The following is a 21338-nucleotide window of genomic DNA, read 5'->3' as shown; positions in this document are numbered from 1 at the left end:
AGAGGTATCAACGTGGAAAAGCAGTTTGATGTGATATGCATGGGCCGCGTGGCGGTTGACCTCTACAGTCAGCAGATTGGCGCACGCCTGGAAGATGTGTCGAGCTTTGCCAAATATCTTGGCGGATCGTCCGGCAACGTGGCCTACGGAACGGCGCGGCAGGGACTGCGTTCATCAATGCTGGCGCGGGTTGGCGACGAACATATGGGGCGTTTCCTGCGTGAAGAATTAAATCAGGTAGGCTGCGATACCAGCCATCTGATTACCGATAAAGACCGCCTGACAGCGCTGGTGCTACTCGGCATTAAAGACCGGGACACCTTCCCACTGATTTTTTACCGTGATAACTGCGCGGATATGGCGATTACCGCCAGCGATGTTGATGAACAGTACATCGCTTCTGCTCGTTGTCTTGCCATCACCGGGACGCATCTTTCTCATCCGCAAACCCGCGAGGCGGTGTTGACGGCGCTCGCCTACGCCCGGCGTCACGGCGTGCGCACGGCGCTGGATATCGACTATCGCCCGGTGCTGTGGGGGCTTACATCCTTAGGCGACGGCGAAACACGTTTTATCGCCGCCGATCAGGTCACCCGTCAGTTGCAGGAGGTGTTGCATCTTTTTGATGTGATTGTCGGCACCGAGGAAGAGTTTCATATCGCGGGCGGCAGTACCGATACGCTGCAGGCGCTGTCGCAGGTTCGCGGCGTGAGTAACGCGACGCTGGTCTGCAAGCGCGGTGCGCTCGGTAGCTCGGTGTATACCGACGCGATCCCGGCCCGGCTGGACGATGGCCTGACGGTGACCGGCGTACGCGTGGAGGTGCTGAACGTGTTGGGGGCGGGGGATGCGTTTATGTCCGGCCTGCTGCGCGGCTACCTCAACGATGAGGGATGGGAGCAGGCGTGCCGCTATGCTAATGCCTGTGGTGCGCTGGTGGTATCGCGTCACGGCTGTGCCCCGGCGATGCCGAGCAAAATCGAGCTGGATGATTATCTCTCCCGCGCTGCGGAGGTTCCGCGTCCGGATCTTGATCCGCATCTCAACCATTTGCATCGCGTGACGACTCGCCGTCGCACATGGTCGGAACTGTGCGTGATGGCTTTCGATCACCGCAGTCAGCTTGAAGAGATGGCGCTACAGTGCGGCGCGTCTTTGAAGCGTATTCCGGCATTGAAACAGCTTATTTTGCAGGCCAGCCGTGAAGCGGCCAACAGCGCCGGGCTGGAGGGCAAGGCCGGGCTGCTTTGCGACGGTACGTTTGGTCAGGATGCGCTGAATTCGATAACCGGAGAGGGCTGGTGGATAGGTCGCCCTATCGAACTGCCGGGATCTCGCCCGCTGGAGATGGAACACGGCAATATTGGCTCGCAGCTCATCAGTTGGCCGCAGGAACATGTGGTGAAGTGTCTGGTTTTTTTCCATCCGGAAGATGCCCACGCGTTGCGTCTGGAGCAAGAACAGAAAATCGCCGAGGTGTACCGCGCCTGTTGCCAGTCTGGTCATGAGCTGCTGCTGGAGGTGATTTTGCCGGCCAGTATGCCGCGCAGTGATGAACTGTATTTGCGCGCTATTTCCCGCTTCTACAACTTAGGGATCTACCCCGACTGGTGGAAACTCCCACCGCTGACTTCTGCTGGCTGGACGGCGTTGAGTGACATTATCGAACGGCGCGATCCGCACTGCCGTGGCGTGGTGATCCTTGGTCTGGACGCACCGGCAGAGCAACTGCGCGCGGATTTCAAAGCGGCTGCGGGTCATGCGGTGGTGAAAGGATTTGCCGTGGGACGCACGCTGTTTGGCGACGCTTCCCGCGCGTGGTTGAAACACGATATTGACGATGCGCAACTGGTGGCGCGCATTAAAGATAACTACCTGCAGCTTATCGCCTGGTGGCGCGAGCGCGGACAAGCATAATTCAGGAGAAGATAATGACGGTACAATTAGGTATTAATCCACTGACATGGACGAATGACGATCTTCCTTCACTGGGTGCAGAGACGTCGCTTGATACTTGTCTGAGCGAAGGCAAAGAAGCCGGATTTGCCGGTTTCGAACTGGGCAATAAATTCCCGCGCGAAGCGCGACTGCTCGGCCCCATTTTGCAGCGTCACGACCTGCAACTGGTGTCCGGCTGGTACTCCGGACGTCTGTTGGAACGCAGCGTGGAGGAAGAGATTGCCGCCGTGCAATCGCACCTGACGTTACTGCGCGAACTGGGTGCCAAGGTGCTGGTCTTTGCCGAAGTCAGTGGTTGCATTCACGGCGAGCAGCAGACGCCGGTACATCTGCGTCCGCGCTTCCCGCAAGAGCGCTGGCAAGAATACGGTGAAAAACTTACCGAGTTTGCGCGCTACACCCAGCAGCAGGGGGTACAGATTGCCTATCACCACCACATGGGAACGGTGATTGAATCTGCTGAAGATGTGGGTAATCTGATGACGAATACCGGTGATGAAGTTGGATTGTTGCTCGACACGGGACACTTGACCTTCGCCGGGGCCGATCCGCTGGCGGTGGCGCAGCGCTGGGCATTGCGTATCAACCATGTTCACTGTAAAGACGTGCGTGCCGACGTGCTGGCGGATGTCAAAAATCGCAAAACCAGCTTTCTCGATGCGGTACTGAGTGGGGTCTTTACCGTGCCGGGCGATGGCTGCGTTGACTATCCGCCGATCATGGCCTTGCTGAAGGCGAACCAGTATCAGGGGTGGTTAGTCGTGGAGGCGGAGCAGGATCCGGCCATCGCGCATCCGCTAACGTATGCGCGTCTGGGCTATAACAACCTTAGCCGTCTGGCGCGTGACGCTGATCTTATCTGAGGAGGTGATATGTCACGTTTATTATCACGCTGGCAGCAGCCGGACGCGCAGGGGCGTACGCAGTCAGTGACGCCGGAAAGCGCCGGTTGGGAATATGTTGGCTTTAAAGCGTACGAACTGGAAGAGGGGCAGCAGCTTACGCTGCCCGCCGTCAGCGAAGAACGTTGTCTGGTATTGGTCGCCGGACGCGCGACCGTCACCACGCCGGGTGCAACCTTTACGGATATCGGCGAGCGGATGAGCCCGTTCGAACGGATCAAACCGTGGGCGGTCTATGTCACCGCTGGTGAAACCATACAGGTTGAGGCGGTGACCAGACTGGAGCTGGCGGTCTGCGCTGCGCCGGGGAAAGGCACACACCCAACACGGCTGATCGCACCTAAGGATATCGACGGGGAAGCGCGCGGCAAAGGTCACAACCAGCGTTATGTGCATAACATTTTACCGGAAGATAAACCTGCTGATAGCCTGCTGGTGGTGGAAGTGTGGACCAACGAAGGCTGTACCAGTTCCTGGCCAAGTCATAAGCATGATACCGACAATCCGCCGCAGGAGACCTATCTGGAAGAGACTTACTACCATCGCCTCAACCCGCCGCAGGGATTCTGTCTGCAGCGGGTATACACCGACGACCGGTCGCTTGACGAGTGTATGGCTGTCTATAACCGCGATGTCGTGATGGTGCCAAAAGGGTATCACCCGGTGGCAACCCTGGCAGGATATGACAGCTACTACCTCAACGTGATGGCGGGCCCGGTACGCAAATGGATGTTCACCTGGGAAGATGAACATGCGTGGATTAATCGCGAGTATCCAGTTGATAAGTAAGGTTTTGAATGGCTTTGTTAAAAGCGAGTCGTTTTTTCCCTCTTCTTGATCAGTAAAATGGGAGGGATGGGATGACGGTTGGTACTATTTAAGTGCTCATTATTCTCATAGCTCGCCTGGCTATGAGAATAATGCAAGCGTCGATATATTTGGGGTTATGGCAGTAGCCAGGGTGCTGTCGAAAACACCCCGGCTATCTTTTGTTGCGGGCTGATTAGAAATGATATTTCAGTCCTAACGTTGCCGCGCTGTTGTTGTAACCGTTGTCTCCAATCTGGACGCCCACATTACCCCACAGATTTAAATCTGGCGTAATCTGGCCTTCGACACCCAGTTTAATCTCTCCCAGATTGCGTGCACCTTCCTGGCTGACGCTAACGTCGTCCATTTTTGTGCTAAAACTGCGTGTATTATGGAGCCAGTTAGCTTCAATAAATGGCTGGAATTCGCGGCCTTTGCCCTCATCCATTTTATTAAAGCTTTTCAGATAGGCTCTGGCTCCAAGACGGGTTTGAATATTACCGTTACCATTCATCTCGATACGCGTTCCGTTAGCTTCCCGATGGTCATCAGATTTGACCCCCATCCAGGTAACCTGCGCCTGCGGTTGAACATACCACTCATTAACGGTTCCTTTGCTGCCAGAGAATTCGCCAACTTTAAAGGTATACCCCGTTTCAACAGATGCCGTCAGACCTTTGGATTTATAGGACTCAGAAGCCAGTCCTTCACCTTTGACATGGTTATCAAACCATCCATATTGTGCCCAACCGTCGAAGTACAGGCCTTTATGATCAGTGTTATCGGCAAACCACGTGGCATAAAGGCCAGTGCTGTAGCCATTGACGCTACCTCGCGAGGCGTAACCCGTTGCTGATGAGCGGGTCTGATTATTGTCATGGCCATATCCGGCCATGATCCCGAGACGCCAGCTATCATGCCCGTTGGTTGAGCCCTGCGCGATATCGCTGCCGAGCTGCATCACATAGCGATTACTTTGAGTACGCAACTGGCTGCTACCGTCATACCAACTTTGGTGGCTACCTGCCTGACGCATCCACATACCGGTGGTTTTCATCTCTCCGGTTGACACATCTGTGTACTGAGCTTTGCCCGAGCGATCGTGTAGCTGCATGTTGAACATGGTGTTTACTGCAGCATGGTTCGCGGTATAGGTTCCTCCTTCCGGGCGAAGCATATGCTCTGTGGGCGAAACCGGTTTTTCGGGATTTTCAGGCTTAATCAACTGACTGGTCAGATACCAGTGATTATTGTTAGCCCCCTGACCTCGAACCAATGAATAATCATACGCACCCGCAGTGATACGCCCGCTCTGAGCAAAATCACCATCAGAACGGCCATCAACATGAATAAGCTCAATCCCCTCCAGAGTTTGTGAGCCCTGGCCTCCTGCATTGGTGACACTTACTTGAGTATTGCCAGTAGTATCACCTTTTACAATAAGCTTATCGGTGGCCGAACGATCGTCCCCCAGAACCGTATCAAAATTAATATGACCATTGTTGCCGTGGTAATTTCCTTCAACAATCAGCTGGTTGCCGGCGGACTGTCCAATATTCCCCAAAGATATCGCACCCTGATTGGTGAGATCTCCGCCAACAGTAAAGTGGCCTGATGCTCCATTTCCGGCAACAAACAGTCCGGCATTATGGATACTGCCTAGTACCGTTCCCGCGCCTGAAAGCATACCGGCAGAAGATATATTGACCTGCTGGCTCGCTAAAGTAACAGGCGCATCCTCCTGACCCAGCATCAGCCCCCCTTGTTGAATATCCGTGGTGCCGGTATAGGTGGAATTCGCAGTCAGAGTGACAGTGCCCTGGCCTTGCTTGATGATATTACCGCTGCCATCTACCTGGTTTTGCATGGTCCAGTCATCCATGCTGTTAAGGATCATGTCACCCTGATTGTGAATCGTCGCCTCCCCCAGATGTTCGGCGGCTGATGCCACTAATTGTGTGTTTTTATCCAGGTTTAACTGGCCGCTAAATCCATTGTTATCCCCCTTAAGAGCGACGTTAGATTCGCTGAATGAAACTTCACCCTTACCGCTAAGGTTGTTGGACAAGTGTCCCTCAACAGCATTGAGGTTGAGATGACCATCGGCAATAATCTTCCCGGTTCCCAATCCCTGAGCATTATCCAGAGTGACCTCTGCGCCGGAGGCAATGGCCGTTGTTGCGTTTAAGGACGCATTACAGCCCTTCACGCTAAAGACACCGTTATCTATATTCAGATTACCGCTGCCGACCAATGCCCCCGCGGATGTTCCGCCGTTAGAAATCGTCAGGCTACCGCTATTAATATTCAGAACTGATCCCGCTGCGCTGGTTAGCTGCCCAATCGTCTGGCTATGCCCATTCATATCCAAAACGGTCTCTTCTGCCATCTGCAGACCTGCTGTATGGCCCAGAACATTATCATTGAGCATCAGTAGATTACCGCTGCGCAAATCGGTCAGACCGGTGTAATCATTATTCAAACCAGATAGTGAAACTGTGTGGCCTTTCTGGCTGTCGAGCGCCAGATCCCCGGAGCCGGTCAGGCGGGAACTCAATTCCGCAGCCGCCCCGACTTTTCCGTTGGCGTTCAGGCTCAGTGCATTCTGACCCTGTCCTTGTAGTTCAATCTGCGTCAGACCGTAGCCCACATAAAGGCCGTCATGGTTTTGCCCGCTGGTCAGGCGATAGTCGTATGTTCCCTTTGCTACAACCTGCCCGTCCTGGCTGATGTCATGCTGAACAGCGTCGGTTATCGCGTTACCGTTCAGATCCTGCAGTTGCAGGTTTCCGGCATCTCCTGTTACAACGGTTGCTGAATTGGTGGAAACCAGTTTAATTTCCGCATTGGCGTCTTCCTGCTCCATTAAGGAGAGACCGGTATCAATACCTTGAGATATGGCGTCCACTACGCCCACAGGATTCACCTGCACAGCACCAGACCCTGTCAGGTCTAACCGGTCTTTAACATTCACCATTTTGTCGGTTTGGTGTATGCCGGGGGTAATGTTACCAAACTCAATGGTACCGCCAGAAAAGGCCAGACTTCCGATGGACTGTGTGCCTGTACCCAGTGAAATTTCACTCCCTTTTCCTGCAATCAGCCCTGCTTTTGCAAGAGCATCGGTGTTGGTTCCCTGCAGGTTGAATGTCGTATTTTGTAATGCCAGAGCACCAGTGAACCCAGAGGTCGCTGCGCTATTTTTAAAAGAGAAAGCGTGATTTCCCGTATCGACCCCCAGGATGCCAGACCCAGAAATCTGGTGGCTAAACAACCAGTCGCTGGTGCTATTGAGCTGCAGTTTCCCGTCAACGGATAACCCGGCAGAGCCCAAGTTTTTCTGATCGGACACGGTTGCAACGGCACCCGATTCAACATTGATCTTTCCTTTAAAGGCGGTGTTATCACCTAATAACGCCACATTTCCGGCGCCGACGGAGATAATGCCGTTCCCCGAAACCTTATTGGTAAACGCCATGTTGTCCTGGGCGTTCAGTAAGAGTTTGCCGCTATTGCTAATATCAGCGGTTCCCAGGTTCTGCGTAACCCCAAGGGTGGCATTCCTGGCAATTTTTACGTTGCCGCTAAATTTTGAGTTATCACCAGATAAAAACGTTGTACCATTTAGCGCATTGATATTACCCAGCCCCTCACTGCCGCTTGATATATCAGCTGTTATATTTGCGTTATCACTGGTGTGGTTCAATGTGATTTTTTTATTGTCCGTGCTAGCCCAGACAAACTCTATTTTCTTGGCGTCAATAACCCCTGCAGATTTAGCTTTCTCACCTTCTTGAGCGCCTAATGCTAATTCTGAGTTCGTACTCAAGCTAATTTCTGGGGAAGATATTTTCCCCATGTCAGATACCACCAGCGTAGTATTTGAATCTTGATTATAATACCCCAGGCTTAATTTCTCACTGGCGTTAATTTCACCCTTGTTATTAACCGACAGGAATTGATCGCCACCGTAGCTCTTGAAAACACCCATAAAGAATGTTTGTGTATTTACCTGGCTACCTTCACCGCTAATGTTTCCCCTTTCGTAGGTAAGACGACTGGTCCCTTTAACATGAATCTTACCGCCATCAGACACGTTAAAATAACCGCCAGTTCGCCAGTTGTCTGATGCGCTGTCATATAAGTCGTCAGCATAGAGTTCGCTGCCTGCATTGGACACGTTAAGGTAACCCGTACCTCTCAGCAGAACGTTTAGCTCACCATTGATACGCACTGTTCCTTGGGTAATATCCAGCCCACCACCTGATGTGAAGGTCAGGCGGGGGCGAGAGTCCGGCGCATTGATTACCAGGTTAGCATTATCTTTTACATTGATATGGTAATTAATAGACTGGTTTTTTTCGCCGAAATCAACGGTGTTATCTGTGCTGACATCAATATCATTAGCAAAGGCCATTGATGAACATAGCGCTACAGCACCGGCTAATAACGCCCAGGACTTTTTTTTCGTGTTCTTCCTTCCCAGTTCGGAGCACACACACCAGCAATTACGGACTTTACTCCATTTTATTTGATATATTTTGTTCATAAACTCTCCGCAAAATAATCATAATAAAAATTTAACACTTTTGGGGTAAGGTATTTATCGGGCCACATTTTGAGAGTGAAAATGCAGATCTCCGAATTGATGATATATGTCATGTGTCATTAATGTGGTGTAAACATCAGTACTGGATACTTGATTCAAGTCTCCCTGCGTAGTTTGTCACGTGATAAATTAATTTTGATAATGTAGCCATAAGTCTTAAAATATTTTACCTGAGGCTTTGCCGATATTTCCAGCCCCTTTATTATATTGCTGCTTGTTTTAAAATCAACGGGGGAGGGGGAATCGTCGAGAGTGAACTTAGCTTTGCTATACCTATTACAGTTCTGAGTCTTAGTGGGTAGAAGACGTGTGGACAATATATAGAAAGGGAGATAGCCGCCATGCTGCGGCTATCTCCTGTTTATATCCCGATCAGGAATTCGGTTGATGATTCTCAACTACCCAGACGGTGAGTTCTTTTTCCAACGTTTTATCTCCCGTCGTTGCCTTCACTTTCACCCAACTTTCACCAGCAGTATCCGTTCTCAGTTCAGAGTAGGCATTTCCTAACTTAAAGTTGGTTTTATCCGGTGTCATCGTAAAGGTTCCGCTGTCGGGTTTGGCTCTGCTGCCTGCGCTAAATTCGACACTGCCGTTTAACGGATTGCCAAATTTATCTCGCAATCGGGCCATAAAGCCCATCGGCTCAAGGTTGGCAACGACGTAGCCAAAATCCTGCTCCAGAGTGAGTACTGGATTCTGGGCATCAGCATTCAGTATCAGCGAAGCATTTGCCGAGACGTTGCTACCGTGTTCAGCCAATGTGGCGGTCAGCGTGTAACGACCCGCCTTTTGACCGTGGACATTTACGGTCGCAGTACCGGAAGCATTGGTGGTGACAAGCGTATTATCAATCACCAGAGGATCGCGTGGCGATGGGCCTGTGGCCGTAATCTTCAGCTTACGGTTGCTGACGCTGTTCCCCGATGTATCGCTCAGATGCAGGGTAAACGCCACGTTATCCACATCACTCACTACGGCGGATGTGGTTGACGGTTCGATCGTCAACGCTGCATTTTGCAGATCTGATACCACCTCAATCGCCTTACCCGCCGTAACGCGTTTACCCTCTTTGATAAAGGTTGCCTGCAATTGATAGTGCCCGGCTTCTGTGGCAACAAAGGTTGTTGATGCCATTCCTTTCTCATCCAATGTCAGTTCTGACTGGCCCAGTTTTAATCCACTGGCAGGGGTACTGGTCAGGTGCACGTTGCCACTAAATGGGTTGTTCTCACCGTCGACAACCTGTACCTGAATTTCATGCGTAGCTGATGCGTTTGCCACGATGCTCTCAGCAGGTGCCGCCAAATTCAGCACTGCGCTGTTAATATCAGGTACGAATTCCAGGTCAACGCTTGAGGACTCAACGCTGTGCTGCCCATCTGTAACCCTGGCATTAACGGTGTAATGACCCGCCTTAACCGTTGTTAACGTTACCGTCGCGTAACCCTCTTTATTGGTGGTGATTTTGTCCGGATACACGAGACCTTGTGGCGTTACGATAAGCTCCACTTTCTGTCCTTCAACCGACGCGTTGGTATTGTTGAGCATGATCTCAAGCGTGGCACCATCGCGACCGTTTGCTGCAATATCGGTGATTGCGCCATTGTCTTTGGCTGTCAGAGACAATGTTGCCCCCTCCATTGCAGAGGCAAATGTGACGCTTAGGGATGAGCTGATGTTCCCCACGTTCAGCGTAACCTCATAGGTTCCCGGCGTTGAACTGGTCAGTGAGAATCTTGCTTCACCTTTGGCATCGGTGGTGGCAACGTTCTCGCCATTCGCAACCTTGACCTGTGACGGTAACGCCAGGGTGACCGTGTATCCGGATAGCGCGTTACCATAAGGGTCGGTCAGGGTAACGACCGCGACATTACTCTGTTTGCCATCCGCCAGCGCATTGTCTCTGGTCAGGTTAAACGCCTGCACCACCGGCTGCGTTTTGTCTGCAATCCAGTTGGCTTGTTTTTCCAGCCCGGAGAAATCATGTTTTTGTGACGTCACACCAATGCGTGTCGCCTGAGCCAGTTCAGATGTTGCCTTAGCGCTGTACACGCCGTCTTTCTCTTCTACTGCAGTAAAACGGATCTCGCCGCTGGCTGAAACAGCATAAAAACGTAAGCTGTCGTCGCCGGTGATGGCAGTCCCGTCTTTATCTTTTGCTTCTAACGCCAGGTTAATCGGGTGCCCTACGACCTGCTCCATGGGCATTACCGTGAATGTCGATTTTGCCGACTCGGCGGAAACCGCTTTTAGTGTCACTGTCAGGGTTTCTGTTTTACCCAGGACTTTAGCGGTTATGCGTGCCGTCCCCGCCGTTAAACCCGGCGTCAGCATAGCGGTATACACCCCGGAACGGGTTTCCTGTACTTCACCAAGCTTTGGAGCCAGTGCCGAACGCTCACGATTTCTCTGTGCGTCAGGCGTAAATGCCAAAGACAACTCAATGTCATGTGCAAGCCCTGTTAACGGATTGCCATTGGTATCTTTAAGCACCAGCTTAACCGGATGCTGTGACTTCCCATCAGCCGCGATGATCGGTTGCTGCTCGTCGTTCAATGTAAAATCCATTGTGCCGACAGTGGCTGAATTCCCCGTCACCATCACGCTCATCACCGCATAGTTAGAGACGTTTCCTTTAATATCTCGCGCCGTTGCGCCGATCTGCCACTGATTGGTGCCGCCTGGTGTATAAGCGGGTAACGTCAGTTGCCATGACGTGCCGCTACCGGAAATGCGCCCGCCAGCGGCGGCAAATGCGCTATCGTTCCACTCTACCGACTGAATGCCCCAGTGGGATTTATCCAGTGAAATAGTCACCGGAACAACGGTGCCACCTTCCCCCTGTACGCTTTCAGGCAGGCGGATTTTCAGAACCGATTTTTTGCGGTATTCCAGAACAATATTGTTATTTCGTTCGACAAAATCGTAGCGTCCGTGCTGAACTTCGCGCATCAACGCAACATTGTCGCTGTCCAACTGCTTCGCCAGCGAGATGCCGGGGCGATAGTTAATCTCTACGCCGAAGCGTGAATCATGAGTATTGCTCTGCCCCTGCTTGTGTTCAGCGGAAAGCGTAACTAGCGGAACCGGCGTATAGCTGATCCCGCCTGTAAAGGCGTACGGATTTTCCTGAAGATGATCGCTGCCAAAGAGGCCGACATTCTTGCCGTAATACTTTTCATATTTAAGCGATGCGCCCAGTTGCGGATACGATGGCAACCAACCTTGGGTATAGATATCCCATCCATCCGCTGGACGTTCCTGATAATCATCCAGATCGTGGGAATCCTTCCATTTTGATAATCTTAAATAAGCATTTGCGCCTGCATGTAAATAATCTCGCCAATACTCAACGCCTGCACCCATACGTGCGTGATGACGACTTAAATCGTAGTCATAAAATAAGTTTGCGCCCAGCATTGAATTATCCGCCGTGAAGTAGCGATAACCCATACCGATATTAGTTTGGGTTCTGTCATCGGTACGGTGAAGCGATGTCTGGCTAAATAAAACATGCTGCTTTGTATCAATCCACGGATAAAGGAAATCGAACGACGAATCTTTCAACGAGAAAGCGTCATCGACGTTGAGTTGAATACGCGCATTACCGTACTTCTGTAGCCACTCTACCACCTCCTTCGTTGCCTGTGCTGAGACGGTATTGGCAGCAAAACTGCCCGCATGGCCGTTTTCAATACTTCTGCCAGCTTGCGCGGCGAGAGAAGACAGGCCGCGCAGTTCTTGCTGTTCTGCGGCGGTCTGCGATGCCTTAACGGCTGACGCATGGCTAATGGTTGGCGTGAAGCTAAGAAGGGCAGGATACAGGGCCTGCAAAGCGATTGTTGACCATGCGACAACCTTATTAACGGGGCCTGTTGCCCCATTGCTCCGCGAAATTTTCTTATTTGACATTCGTAACTCCAATATCAATTAAAAAAATCAAAGGTTATTCTATGTACTGAACGGGATGCGTAATATATGTATTTAGTAGGAAAATTCAAGAGTTGTTCATGGAGAAGTTAACTGGATATTTTTACACTATGTGGCGTGGGGGGGGCTAACTATGTCGAATGTTTAAATGACAAATATATTTAAAAAATATGTTTCTTTTTATCGTGACGATTTTAAGTTTGTAGGGGTGTTATTTAACCATGGTCGTTCACTGTTAAATATAAAGGGGTGTCAGGAAATTAATCTGCTTGTTCGTATTCAGCTATCATCACGTTCTCCGGATTTAAGTCTGGAACGTGCCAACGCTATTCAGGACGGGTCAAAGAGCATAAAAAAACCCGCATAAGCGGGCTTTTTTTGTCACTCGGGAGCCGCGGCTCCCTTGCGTATCCTTTTTTGTCCCCTCACCGTCTGGTCGGTGTCCTGCTGAGACTGCTAACTTCCTGTTTTTGCTAGTACCGTCCTGGCACTGTCCAATCATGATTGGCTGGCGGGAGTTGAACCCGCGCCAACTCTCGGTAACTAACTGTAATTTCTTGTTTTATTTTGAAGTTGATCACATACGTACCATTTGAGGATACTTTTTTTGTATGATATTTTCAGTATGTTGTTTTATCAATCGAATGGATGTAGAGAATGACACTTCAGGAATTAATTCAACAACGTAATATTACTAGACTGTTTCATTTTACACATAGCGACAATCTATCTTCTATTTTAGAAAATGGTCTTTTATCACGTTCAGAGCTTGATGATGAAGTGAATGAATATAACTATGATTTCAACGATGAAGATAGGATTGATGGGCATTTAGATGCGATATGTTTGTCGATAAGTTTCCCTAATGCAAAAATGTTTTGGAAATATAGGAGCTTAAAACCTGGTAACTGGGTCATATTAGAGATTAATCCATCCATTCTTTGGACTAAGAATTGCGCATTTTACCCCACTAATGCAGCATCAAATAATGTTCGTTTTAACGATCTTGAGTTAATGAAAGGGAATGTGGCATTTAGTGCTTTGTTTTCAGATGAGGTGTTTGGCATTCAGAGAGATGCAAACCTTCCTGCTGAATATACAACGGATGTTCAAGCTGAAGTGCTGGTGTTTGAAAAAATTGACCCATCATTTATTGTAAATACATTTCACCCTAACAAACAATCTGCCGAACATTTCAAAGGACTATATCCCCAGACACATCAGAGATACTATGCTAATCTTAATGGTAGAACACTCTACTCTCAGAGGCACTATTATTTAGGATAAGTTATGGCCGTTAGACCTGTTTTCATCCCTACAAATGCCGGTAACGTACTATCCGTTACGAAGGATGTAGACTTCCCTTGGGCACCAGGGATGTCTAAAACGCAAAAGCAAAAATCGATCAGGGCATTACATGCAGCTGCGAATGAGCAGGGGGTGAACTCTTTGTTGGAGATTTCTAGTAAATCTGAGGATGAGTTAGGAGTAGAACTTAGTGCCTTTAATCTAAGAATAAAGACAAAAAAACTTGGTAAAGAGTTTACAGTTGAATCTGCATTTCAGGCAAGTAAAGTATTTGAAATGGGAGGACCATATGTCGATATCTTAGACAAAAGCTCTGTAGAGGCCAAGAAAGATATGAGATTGAAGGAGTCAGGGAGTCTGGTTAATTTCAAATTTTATAATACTATATGGCCCCTTATTCCCAGAACGGCTTTCTATGATTGGTTATATTTAAGTGCGCTTAACCAAAATAAAACATTAGCTCTCCATTTGTTAAATTTTGATGGCTTTACTGATATTGAATTTAATCCAGCGAAGTCTATTAATTGCCAAGCTAGAGCAGCAGCTCTTTTTGTCTCTTTAGTGCGGCGAAATATGTTGGATGATGTTTTATCTTCAAAAGATAAGTTTTTATCAGTATTAGTAACTCATTATGGTATTGAGAATTACGCTTTTCAAAAAACATTGATATAATTAATGGCCTATGATGGCCATTAATTATATCTAAATTACTTTTTGTTTTTATATTTAAAGATGTATTTCCATTATATCTCTTTGAGATATGAACACATAATGTCGAAATAACATTTCTGGACCTTTTGTCACATTTTCGTTGCCAACCAGAATAGGTTAACCCCCGACTTTTCAGGCTAGTAGCGAAGGTATGACGTGTCTGATATGGATTACGGTAACGAATCCCAGCCTTTCGTAGTTTTGGAACCCATGCTTTTTTCTAATTGCGTCAGCACTAGCCCATGGTTTGTTACTTTTTGGATCTTCGAATATCGTTTCATCCTTCATAAAAGTGAACAGTTTCTGGCTGCCTAAAGCTGCCAATGCCTCTTCAGTCAGTTCTACTTTCCGCGTACCGGCCTTTGTTTTTGTTCCTTTGATGACACCAACTACGCTGGCGTTCTGAACGTGGACTGTCTTCCCTACAAAGTCGATATCACGCCAACGAAGAGCGCACAGTTCAGAGTTACGCAACCCGGTTTGTATCGCGAACCAGAAAAGATACTCCCATTGTTTATCGGCAGCAGCAGAGAGTAAAGCGTCTACTTCTGCGGGTGATAGCGAATCAACCACATAACTACTTTCTGCCTCTGATTTATCACTTTGGTACTGAATAGCTGAAACTTTACGGTAAAGTCGATGTTTTGTTTCGGGGTTTTTCCCCGATTATTCCCCGTTCAGAAAACAGGTATAAAAAAACCAACCGTAGAAGGTTGGTTTTTCGGGAATTTTGGTCGACACGAGAGGATTTGAACCTCCGACCCCCGACACCCCATTATGGTTATGATAGACCGTAGTATTTTTTCAGAGCAGCTGTTGCTGCTTGAGTTGCAGCAGCTATTCCTATGCCCAAAGTACCATGGGCTGCTTTACTCGCAATATTTGCCAACCATTTACTAACAGAATGACCATATTCACCACGTTTGTTAGCTATCGGGCCATCTTCACCAATAGCAATTTCTAAATCGTTAACATCAGATTTAGGGAACCCCTGAGCGGAGAGATACTCTTTTAATGATTCAGTGTCGTTTTTTACGACGTGGTTATTCACAGAAAATGAGTTTTCATTTCCGAAGTTTATGACAGTATTATCTCCAAAAATTGAGTTATGGAATAATGAAGACGTGTCGATATTTTTAAGTTTTTCTGTCATGTTTTTCTCATCTGGTATTTCAGAAACTTGATCAGAAAGTTCAAGTATAAAATCAAGTAGTCGTGACCTGACCTGAGTTAAGATGGAAGTGAAGTTATGAAGCGCGATCTCTTTATAACAGCGTGTTAACTCATAGCCTCTATCGATACCTTTGCAATATTTAACTAACGCGTAATCTAAAGGAATTGGCTGCTGAAGAGCATGGCTATCACCAGCATTGGTAACTAGGTCTTCGATTTGACTGATTGAAAGTCTAACTTCACTGGTTGTAGCATCTTCATAGTCATCTTCACTTAGGTAGCCAATCGGTAACGGAAAAGCTCTATATAGGCGAACGCCGTTGTTCAGATCTGCAAGAATTCTTGTGCCAACAATTCTATAATCGGGAAGGGAAACTGAATCAGGATAACCGTTGATCTCATGATTTACCCATGCAGCAAGCTCCTTTTTCCCGATAGAGAAAAGAAGGATCTTCGTTTTTATGAGAGCATTTGTTGTGCCTTCGTCACCAGTACTTAGTATCTGAATGATTTCTTGCAGTTGGTTCATATGTCTTATCCCATAAAAAAAGCCCGCATCAGCGGGCTTCTGTGTCATCAAAGAGCCGCGGCTCCTTTGCGTATCTTTTTTGTCCCCTCACCGTCTGGTCGGTGTCCTGCTGAGACTGCTAACTTCCTGTTTTTGCTAGTGCTGTCCTGGCACTATCCAATCATGATTGGTGGAGCTGGCGGGAGTTGAACCCGCGTCCGAAATTCCTACATCCTCGGTACTACATGCTTAGTCAGTCTTTACATTCGCCTGGCACCTGCGGACAGACACGCCACTACCAGACTAGCCTGATTAGATTTAACGCTTCAACCCCAGGCAGGGCATCCACGCGATCTCTTTTGGGTTTGACCTCTCTTTGATCCCCGTCTTAAGAGCGGAAGCTAGGGAGAGAGGGCTCAGAGCAGGTTATTAAGCTGCTAAAGCGTAGTTTTCGTCGTTTGCGACTATTTTTTTGCGGCTTTTTACGAGGCCAACCGCCCCTCGGCATGCACCTTGGGTTTCGCGAATCCCGTCGAATCCAGAATCAGCCCCAATGTGTTAGAGCAAGTATAACAGACTTGTGACACGCGTGACCAGCCCCCGCAACCCCTAATCCTCAAGGATTTAGCGCTCACGCAGCGCTTCTTTTGCGCGATTAAACGGTTTGATTAAATAGTCGACGATGGTTTTTTCACCTGTTTTTATATCCACTGTTGCAATCATGCCCGGTACGATGGAGAAATGGCGTCCCAGTTTGTTCTGTAAGAAGTCCTGATGGGTGCGGATAAACACGCGGTAATAGAAGATTTCCGGTTTCACTTTATCCTGAATGGTGTCCGGTGAGATGGTTTCGACTACGCCTTCCAGACCGCCGTAAATGGCGTAGTCATAGGCGGTTATCTTCACCAGCGCCCGCTGGCCGGGATGGATGAACGCGATATCACGCGGCGACAGGCGGGTTTCTATCAGCAGATGATCGTCCAGCGGTACAATCTCCATCATCTCGCCATTAGGCGGAATAACGCCGCCAATGGTGGTGACCTGGATATTTTTCACAATACCGCGCATCGGCGCGCGTACGGTCAGGCGGGTGACGGAATCCTCGCGTCCTTTTAAAATAGCCGCCAGCATATCCACTTCGGCGTTGGCTTTTGACAGCGCTTCCCGCGCCTGCACGAAATATTGCGAGCGCAGGTCGGTGATTTTTAATCCCAGATCGCTTTTTTGGCGTTGCAGGCGCAGCACTTCTACGTGGCTGGCGGCACCGCTTTTCTCCAGTCGCTGAGTAATGGCCAATTCTTTATTTACCGAGACCAGCGCATCCTGCAGTTCCGCCATTGAATCCGCAAGCTGTGCGCGGCGGCTTTTATACAGGCGAGTTTCGGAGGCGATGAGATCCGGCCAAGCGCGCAGTGAATCGGGAAAGACCAGCGGCAGATCGTTAACTTCGGCATTGAGCCTTGCGCTGGAGGCCAGTGAGGCGCGATAACGGGCGGCGCTCTCCCCAACGTTGGACTCTGAACGGGTAGGGTCGAGGCGAGCAACAATTTGATTAGCCTGGACTTTATCTCCCTCGCGGACCGTCAGTTCGGCGAGAATACCGCCATCCAGTGATTGCAAGACTTGTTCACGCGAGCTGGGGATCACTTTCCCGCTGCCGGTTGAGACTTCATCCAGCTTGCCGAAATATGCCCAGATACCCAGGACGGCAAACAACAGCGTGCTGAGCAGAATAATGCGGCTGGCCCCGGAAAAACGGTGCTCGCGGCGAATATCGAGGTCGTCCATGGCGGCATCATGCGGATTGGTTTTCATTTTTCCACTCCCGACCGTGAGTTGGGGCAGGTGCCCGGCTCGCATTCAACGCCTGCGCTTTCGGGGCATCCATGACCAGTTGACCTTCTTTCAACACCACCACGCGCTCGACCAGTTCCAGAACCGGTACGCGATGGGTGGCGACAATCAATGTGCGGTTACCCAACCACTGGTTGAGGCGCTGAATAAATTCCCGCTCGGTATGTTCATCCAGCGAGGCGCTGGGTTCATCGAGCAGCACGATATTGGGCGATCGCAGCAGCATTCTAGCCAGCAGGATCGACTGCCGTTGTCCACCGGACAAACCGTTGCCGCCTTCCATAATGGGATGCGCCAGCCCTTTGGCGAGCTGTTTAACGAAAGCAGCCGCGCCGCTGACCTCCAGCGCTTCGAAGATCTGCGCGTCGCTGGCGTGCGGTGCGCCGAGGGTCAGGTTCTCGCGTAGGGTGCCGAAAAACAGTCGCGCATTCTGGCTGAGAAAACCGATGTTGCGGCGTAAATCGGCCATATCGATTTGCACCAGACTCAGGTTATCGAGCCGGACATCGCCCTGGATAATCTCCACACCACCCGCCATGGCCTGCAGCAGCGTTGATTTCCCGGCGCCGTTACGCCCGAGGATCGCCACCCGTTCGCCGGGCATGACCTCCAGGCGCGAGATCCGTAGTGGAACGCGCTGATCATCACTGTGGTAGCGAAAGTGTGCGTTCTCAAACAGATAATGGCCGTGAAAAATCTCCTGATGCACCCGGTCTTCGTCGTACTGCGTTTCGGTGGGAAGCTGCATGATGCTGTCTAATCCCATCTTTGCCGCCTTAACCTGTTGCCAGCGGGCCAGCACGCCGCACAGATTAGCCATCGGGGCAATCATTCTGGAACCGAGCATTGAAGCCGCCACCACGGCGCCGGTGGTCATCGTGCCTTCAATGACCATCGGCGCGCCAAACATAATGATGGCGGCGTAGACCAGGCTTTGTACCGACATGCCCCAGCCAATCAGCCCTTGAGTCAGCTTACGCGTGCGTAGCCCTGACTCTCCGGTAATACGGATATAGCTGTTCCACTGCTGTAAAAAGCGGTTTTCCGCCTGCATCAGCTTGATGTCTTCCAGCCCCTGAACGCTTTCGACCAGCACCGCGTTGCGCAGGGTGGATTCATGGGCAGCCTGGTTGGCAAGCACAGCCAGCTTCTTCTGTAACAGCAAGCCAGGCAGGATCATCAGCAGGGCCGCGACGGGTGCAATCCACGCCAGCGGCGGGGCGATAAATGCCAGCACCACGATAAACAGAAAGAAAAACGGCAGATCGACAATGGTCGACATGGTCGAAGAGGTGATCATCTCGCGAACTTGTTCCAGCTCGCGCAGTTGAGAAATAAAGCTCCCCGTCGAGCGGGGGACGGCGCTGTTGCGCAGCCGCAATGCGTGGCTAAACACGCGATCGGAAATGCGCATATCGGCGCGTTTGCCGAGCAGGTCCATTATGTGGGTACGCGCTTCGCGCAGCAAAAAGCCAAACAGCACCGCTACCAGAACACCGGTAGAGAGAACATACAGCGTTGGATAAGACTGGGCGGGGATCACCCGGTCATAGACCTGCATGGAAAAGATAATCCCGGCGAGCGACAGGACGTTAATCAGAAAGGCAGCAATCATGACCGGCAGGTAAGGGCGGATGTCCTTTAACACCAGTTCGCGCATCCAGTCGGGCTTGAAGCGCGAAATATAGCGGTCTACCCGACTGTCCTTCAGCGCCGACAACGGGCGCAGCGCGGTAATGCTCACGATCTCCGGCAGAAGTTCTGCAATCGTTAACCTGTTACGCTGGCCCTCTTCGGCGATGATGAAAACATCTAACGTATCTTCGCCGTTAAAATGTTCTATTACCATCAGTTGGCCGTCGCGCAGTTCCGCCACCACCGGCAGGCGCCATTGACCGAACGCCTGCGTGGCGGTATTCAGCGCATGAAATGACAGTCCCACCTGACGCGCCAGTTGCGACAGGGCCGTGGCCCGGCTTTTTCCCGCAAACCATGGGGCGTTGGCCTGGATTGCGCCGGGAGAACAGGCCACGCGATAGTGATTGGCAATATGCGTCATCGCCTGCGCCCACTGGCTCAGGGCGTGTTCGCCAATTACATCATCCGCATGTGAATCGAGGTTGCTCATAGCTTGATCTCCACCGATTGAATGCTGCGATTATTTAAGGCGAACGCCTGGCGAAGCGAGCCGGTGTTATAGAGACAGTTCAACTGGAGCTGGCGCAGCTGGTTTTGAGTCTGGAGTTCAGCAAAACGGGCCTGATACACCTCTTGCTCGGCGTTAAGCACGTCGAGCAGCGGGCGCGAGCCAAGGTCCAGATATTGCTGTTGATAAAGCTCGCGCGTTTGTTCGCTCAGCCGCTGTTGGCGACGTAGAATCTGCAGGGCGGTGGCGAGGCTCATCGCCTGGCTGCGGGACTCCAGTAATTTCTGCCGTACTTCGAGTCGGGTGCGCTGGATGGAGTATTGTGCAGATTCTACCGCATGGCTGGCGGCGTTGCGTCTGGCGGTGAGTCCGCCGCCCTGATACAGCGGCATTTCAACTTTTACCCATGCAGAATACTGGGTTTTGTCGAGTACCTCATGGCTGGGGTATTTGTCGTTGAGATAGTGCTGAACCGACGGCTCCAGAGAGATGGTGGGCGTCATCTGCGCGTTAGCGTAGTCGAGGTTTGCCTGCGCTACATTCGCTTGTGCCCAGGCCGCCAGGACCGCGGGAACCAGTTTATCGTCCGGTTTGACTACATCACAGCTGCTGTCCAGTTTGACCGGGAATTCATTGCTGATGCCGTTAAGCGAGTTCCAGCCGAGGAAGCTCATCAATGTGGCCTTGCTGCTGTCGAGATTGGCCTGATATTGCGCCAACTGAGAACGAGCAGACTCAATACGCGCATCGGTTTGCACCACGTCTGACAGCGAGGTTGCCCCTTCATCATTGCGTTGACGGGTCAGTCGACCAATGCCGTTTAAGGCGGTGAGCTGCTCTTCGGCGGCGTCCACCATTTGCTGCCACGTCTGCACCTGGACTATCGCGTTGGCGGTGGCGTGGGCGATGGTATCAATACTGAGTAACACATTCGCCTGCTGTTGCGCGGCTCCGGCGGTCTCGGCGCGGACCTGGCTTGCCACTTTGCCGAAGTCGTACAGCATTTGCGATACCGAAATCACCAGCGCCGGGCTAAAGCCGTGGTCGGTGTAGGTATTGCTGTAACCGTTGTTCATTCCGGCAGAAACCTGCGGGTAATATTTTGACTTCGCCACGTCGATTTGCTCGTTTTGCGAGAGCAGTTTGCCGATGGATTCACGAATAGAAGGATGCCAGCTCACGGCACGACTCACCGCGTCGTTGAGCGTCAGGCTACCGGGAGCGGCGGCACTTAGCGGCAGATCGGCAACCGCGCCGTCCAGCGAGGGAAGCATCTGGCTAGTGGCCAGTCCTTCCGGCGTAATAATTTGCGGTTCATCTTCGGCATTCACCCGCAGGGTACAGAACGTTAATGCCAGCAGTAAGGCAACAGGCGCGACATTTCTCATAGATTATCCCTTACAAAATACGGCAGCGACGACTGTT

Annotated in this window: 11 protein-coding genes, 1 other RNA gene and 1 pseudogene; 5 read left to right on the top strand and 8 right to left on the bottom strand. The window is 50.6% G+C overall.

What is annotated here, in order from left to right:
* Positions 1-12 precede the first annotated feature (12 nt).
* The 3 genes from G4551_RS17840 to iolB are packed head-to-tail and all read left to right on the top strand — an operon-like array spanning position 13 to position 3650.
* Positions 13-1917 carry a bifunctional 5-dehydro-2-deoxygluconokinase/5-dehydro-2-deoxyphosphogluconate aldolase gene (locus tag G4551_RS17840; RefSeq protein ID WP_003839795.1) on the top strand — a complete coding sequence of 635 codons (1905 nt, stop codon included), beginning with the start codon at positions 13-15 and terminating at the stop codon, positions 1915-1917.
* A gap of 14 nt (positions 1918-1931) precedes the next feature.
* Positions 1932-2822 (top strand): myo-inosose-2 dehydratase, encoded by an 891-nt coding sequence (iolE, locus tag G4551_RS17835; RefSeq protein ID WP_003839797.1) that lies wholly within the window; start codon positions 1932-1934, stop codon positions 2820-2822.
* 9 nt (positions 2823-2831) lie between these two features.
* On the top strand, positions 2832-3650 hold the full coding sequence (iolB, locus tag G4551_RS17830; RefSeq protein WP_003839800.1) for a 5-deoxy-glucuronate isomerase: 819 nt from the start codon (positions 2832-2834) through the stop codon (positions 3648-3650).
* A gap of 214 nt (positions 3651-3864) precedes the next feature.
* On the opposite strand, the gene G4551_RS17825 is transcribed toward iolB, so the two are convergent.
* Together G4551_RS17825 and G4551_RS17820 are read right to left on the bottom strand one after the other, a co-directional pair.
* Entirely contained in the window at positions 3865-8220 is a 4356-nt protein-coding gene (locus G4551_RS17825; protein ID WP_032941182.1) for an autotransporter outer membrane beta-barrel domain-containing protein, read from the bottom strand.
* Positions 8221-8652: 432 nt separating this feature from the next.
* On the bottom strand, positions 8653-12195 hold the full coding sequence (locus tag G4551_RS17820) for an inverse autotransporter beta domain-containing protein (protein ID WP_003839804.1): 3543 nt from the start codon (positions 12193-12195) through the stop codon (positions 8653-8655).
* 675 nt (positions 12196-12870) lie between these two features.
* On the opposite strand from G4551_RS17820, the gene G4551_RS17815 reads away from it, so the two are divergent.
* Complete coding sequence (locus G4551_RS17815) at positions 12871-13500, top strand: DarT ssDNA thymidine ADP-ribosyltransferase family protein (RefSeq protein WP_003839806.1); 630 nt, start codon at positions 12871-12873, stop codon at positions 13498-13500.
* Positions 13501-13503: 3 nt separating this feature from the next.
* Positions 13504-14193, top strand: coding sequence for a DarT1-associated NADAR antitoxin family protein (locus tag G4551_RS17810; RefSeq protein WP_003839808.1), 690 nt, complete (start codon positions 13504-13506; stop codon positions 14191-14193).
* A gap of 55 nt (positions 14194-14248) precedes the next feature.
* Here the strand turns inward: G4551_RS17810 and G4551_RS17805 are convergent.
* From G4551_RS17805 to G4551_RS17780, 6 genes and pseudogenes are all read right to left on the bottom strand, one after another.
* Positions 14249-14856: pseudogene (locus G4551_RS17805) on the bottom strand (site-specific integrase); the annotation flags it as partial.
* A 157-nt stretch (positions 14857-15013) separates the two neighbouring features.
* A complete protein-coding gene (locus G4551_RS17800; protein ID WP_032941184.1) occupies positions 15014-15934 on the bottom strand; it encodes an AbiTii domain-containing protein in 921 nt (306 codons plus the stop codon).
* Between the two features lie 167 nt (positions 15935-16101).
* Positions 16102-16465, bottom strand: a transfer-messenger RNA (tmRNA) gene (gene ssrA / locus G4551_RS17795).
* A 72-nt stretch (positions 16466-16537) separates the two neighbouring features.
* Positions 16538-17701 (bottom strand): HlyD family efflux transporter periplasmic adaptor subunit, encoded by a 1164-nt coding sequence (locus G4551_RS17790; protein WP_085951585.1) that lies wholly within the window; start codon positions 17699-17701, stop codon positions 16538-16540.
* A 7-nt stretch (positions 17702-17708) separates the two neighbouring features.
* Positions 17709-19895 (bottom strand): type I secretion system permease/ATPase, encoded by a 2187-nt coding sequence (locus tag G4551_RS17785; RefSeq protein WP_003839815.1) that lies wholly within the window; start codon positions 19893-19895, stop codon positions 17709-17711.
* Positions 19892-21301 (bottom strand): TolC family outer membrane protein, encoded by a 1410-nt coding sequence (locus G4551_RS17780; protein WP_003839817.1) that lies wholly within the window; start codon positions 21299-21301, stop codon positions 19892-19894. Before G4551_RS17780 ends, G4551_RS17785 begins: the two co-directional genes overlap by 4 nt.
* Positions 21302-21338 lie beyond the last annotated feature (37 nt).

This window comes from Citrobacter freundii ATCC 8090 = MTCC 1658 = NBRC 12681, from assembly GCF_011064845.1.
Lineage (GTDB): Bacteria > Pseudomonadota > Gammaproteobacteria > Enterobacterales > Enterobacteriaceae > Citrobacter > Citrobacter freundii.
This window is presented reverse-complemented; position numbering and strand designations above follow the sequence as displayed.

Excerpts from the sequence above, each read along its gene's own strand:
- iolE (WP_003839797.1), top strand. The coding sequence starts at position 1,932 with ATGACGGTACAATTAGGTATTAATCCACTGACATGGACGAATGACGAT.
- iolB (WP_003839800.1), top strand. The coding sequence starts at position 2,832 with ATGTCACGTTTATTATCACGCTGGCAGCAGCCGGACGCGCAGGGGCGT.
- G4551_RS17825 (WP_032941182.1), bottom strand. The coding sequence starts at position 8,220 with ATGAACAAAATATATCAAATAAAATGGAGTAAAGTCCGTAATTGCTGG.
- G4551_RS17820 (WP_003839804.1), bottom strand. The coding sequence starts at position 12,195 with ATGTCAAATAAGAAAATTTCGCGGAGCAATGGGGCAACAGGCCCCGTT.
- G4551_RS17815 (WP_003839806.1), top strand. The coding sequence starts at position 12,871 with ATGACACTTCAGGAATTAATTCAACAACGTAATATTACTAGACTGTTT.
- G4551_RS17810 (WP_003839808.1), top strand. The coding sequence starts at position 13,504 with ATGGCCGTTAGACCTGTTTTCATCCCTACAAATGCCGGTAACGTACTA.
- G4551_RS17800 (WP_032941184.1), bottom strand. The coding sequence starts at position 15,934 with ATGAACCAACTGCAAGAAATCATTCAGATACTAAGTACTGGTGACGAA.
- G4551_RS17790 (WP_085951585.1), bottom strand. The coding sequence starts at position 17,701 with ATGGACGACCTCGATATTCGCCGCGAGCACCGTTTTTCCGGGGCCAGC.
- G4551_RS17785 (WP_003839815.1), bottom strand. The coding sequence starts at position 19,895 with ATGAGCAACCTCGATTCACATGCGGATGATGTAATTGGCGAACACGCC.
- G4551_RS17780 (WP_003839817.1), bottom strand. The coding sequence starts at position 21,301 with ATGAGAAATGTCGCGCCTGTTGCCTTACTGCTGGCATTAACGTTCTGT.